3 protein-coding genes and 1 pseudogene are annotated in these 2726 nt (G+C 69.4%); 2 read left to right on the forward strand and 2 right to left on the reverse strand.

From position 1 onward, the window contains the following. On the reverse strand, positions 1-164 hold a 164-nt coding region (locus E1289_RS37170), incomplete at its 3' end, for a GTP-binding protein (RefSeq protein ID WP_207929414.1). Positions 165-301: 137 nt separating this feature from the next. Then, positions 302-652 (reverse strand): annotated as a pseudogene (locus E1289_RS37175) (MerR family transcriptional regulator); the annotation flags it as partial. Between the two features lie 510 nt (positions 653-1162). Between E1289_RS37175 and E1289_RS37180 the strand changes: the two are divergent. Then, positions 1163-1822: a protein phosphatase 2C domain-containing protein gene (locus E1289_RS37180; RefSeq protein WP_243713464.1), complete on the forward strand. Its 660-nt coding sequence runs from the start codon at positions 1163-1165 to the stop codon at positions 1820-1822. Between the two features lie 264 nt (positions 1823-2086). Continuing rightward, the coding region (locus tag E1289_RS37185) for a spermidine synthase (RefSeq protein WP_131988821.1) at positions 2087-2726 on the forward strand (640 nt) is incomplete at its 3' end.

The following is a 2726-nucleotide window of genomic DNA, read 5'->3' on the forward strand; positions in this document are numbered from 1 at the left end:
GACTTACCATGCACCGCCCCCGCCTCCCCGATCACCGCCGCATGCAACGCCAGCGCCTCGGTCAACGTGGACTTGCCCGCGTCCGGATGACTGATCACCGCGAACGTCCGCCGCCGCGCCGCCTCCGCCACCACGTCCGGCGCCGTGCCCGTACCACCGCTCACCGCGACCCCCTCTCGTACTCCGCCTCATCACTCGAACCGGACGGCCCGGCGGACCCGGCCGGCGGGCGGCCCGGCGTCGACGCCTGCGGCGATCTCGTCCAGGCCGAGAGCTTACGATCAAGACCGGTGGCCAAGCCCTCGGCGATCTGGAGCCGCTCGCGCAGCAGTGCGCATCGCCAGTCGATCTCTTGGCACCAGGTGGTCAGCCTGTCGACCAGGTCCCGCCGTTCCGCTGGTGTCGGTTCCGCTGCCAGGCCGCTGAGCACAGTGAGCAGCAATCGCGTCTCTTCAAGGGTGAACTCCAGCGACTTCATCCGCTTGATCAGTTCGAGTCGTGTCGTGTCGGTCTCGCTGTACACCCGGAAACCGCCGCGCGTACGCGCGGACGGCGTCACCAACCCGACCTCCTCGTAATAGCGGATCGTGCGCAGCGACAACCCCGTCCGCTCAGCCACCTCGCCGATCTGCATCCGCCCACCACCTGACACCCGGTTTCGTAGCAATCTAACCTTACGTTAGAGTATCTTGCAGGCACGGTCGGCCGGAGGCACATTCGCCGATCGTGCATCGTCCTCGCGCCGCCGCCTGCATGGCGTGCTCGCGGCGGCGCGGGGACATCCACCCGCCGCACACGACACGATCAGCGAGTTGCGGATCGCCCCGCCGAGGCCAGGTGCCGGGCACAGCATCGAGGCCAGACAGCGCACCAACCCCGGCGCGCAACGATTCCCGATTCAACTTCAATACTCTTCCGTCACGTTAGAGTAAGGTTTGGTGCCAGCAAGGCGGATGCGAACAGGCCGGCCTGGTCCCCCGCGGACCCTGTCGCCGCACAGGCACACGCCCCGTACAAGCCCGGAAAGGCGCGAGATGTTCTCCTTCAGGCATGCCGCTGGTTCCGATGTCGGGCTGCGGCGGCAGACGAACCAGGACTCGGCCCTGGCGAGCGACCGGCTACTCGCGGTCGCGGACGGCATGGGCGTCACGCCGGGGGCGACGTGGCGAGCTCCATCGCGATCAACTGCCTGGCCCGCATGGACCGATCCCTCGACGCCACACCCATGGCCGCCCTGGAACAGGCCGTCGAAGCCGCCGGACGAGGACTGCGGGAGAACGTCACCCGCTCACCCGCCCTGGCGGGCATGGGAACCACGCTCACCGCGATTCTCCTCGACCGGCGCCGCATCGCGCTCGCCCACATCGGAGACTCCCGCGCCTACCTGCTGCGCTCGGGCCGACTTCACCGGCTCACCACCGACCACACGATGGTGCACAGCCTGGTCCAGGACGGCCACATCACCGCCGAGGAGGCGGCCCGGCACTCGCACCGCTCCGTGCTCACCAGGGCGCTCGACGCGATGAGCGCCGCGAAACCGGACCTGTCCATGCACGAGGTCCAGCGCACAGACCGGTACCTGCTCTGTTCGGACGGCCTGTCGGGAACCGTGCCCGAGGACAGGCTGCGCAACCTCCTCGCCGACTGCGCCGACCCCGCGATCGCCGTCCAGGAACTGATCAACGCGGCCTACCTACGAGGGGCGCCCGACAACGTCACCTGCGTCGTCGCCGACGTGCACGACACCCAGGGCGAGCCACGGGACGAGCCGCAGCGGGAGACCCGCGCCGGAGCGGTCGAGAACCTCGCGGATCATCGGTGAAGGACCGGTCGTTGCAAGGTCCCGAGCGGCTCTTCGGCGTCTGGAGAGCACCGGCGTCCACTCTCCTCTTACGGAAGGGTATATTCCGGTAGCGAAGCGCGATGCGGGGCGTTCCGCCCGCTCACTCTCCGGCTCCGCAGCGAGTCGGTGGGCTGCGAGCCGTCGAGACCGCCGCATCGGCGACCGCCGTCGATCATCCAGTGCACAGGGGGACGGGAAGTGACGGGCGCACTGTTCGAGGAACTCATCTGGTGTCCGACGCCGATGGGCGCCCTCAGTCTGCGGCGGCGCCGGGACCCTTCCCTGCGGGTGGACGTCTACGAGATCAAGCTCGATGACGACTTCCTCATGTCGAGCCTGTGGACGGTCGGCGAGACCGAACTCGCCCGGCTCGGCCTTGCCGCGGCGGAAGGAGGCGGGCTCGACGTCCTCGTCGGAGGTCTCGGGCTCGGCTTCACCGCCGACGCCGTCCTGGACGAGCCGCGGGTGCGCTCGCTGGTGGTGGTGGAGGCGCTCGCCGAAGTGATCGACTGGCATCACGCCAGACTGGTGCCGCTCGGGGAACGGCTGACCACCGACGAGCGCTGCCGGCTGGTGCACGGCGACTTCTTCGCCATGGCCTCGTCACCGGCCAGACCCGACTCGCGGACATCCGAAGGCCGCTTCCACGCCGTCCTGCTCGACATCGACCACTCACCGCGCCACACCCTCGACCCGACCCATGCGGCGTTCTACCAGCACGGGCCGCTGAGTCGGCTCGCGGCGCGGATCCACCCCGGCGGCGTCTTCGCCCTGTGGTCGAACGAGCCCCCCGACGAGGCGTTCACCGCCGTCCTGCGCGGCGCCTTCGCCGAAGCGGCGGCGCACGTCGTGGAGTTCCCCAACCCCATCCAGGGCGGCACCT

The organism is Actinomadura sp. 6K520 (assembly GCF_004349245.1).
In the GTDB taxonomy this organism is placed as follows: Bacteria; Actinomycetota; Actinomycetes; order Streptosporangiales; family Streptosporangiaceae; genus Spirillospora.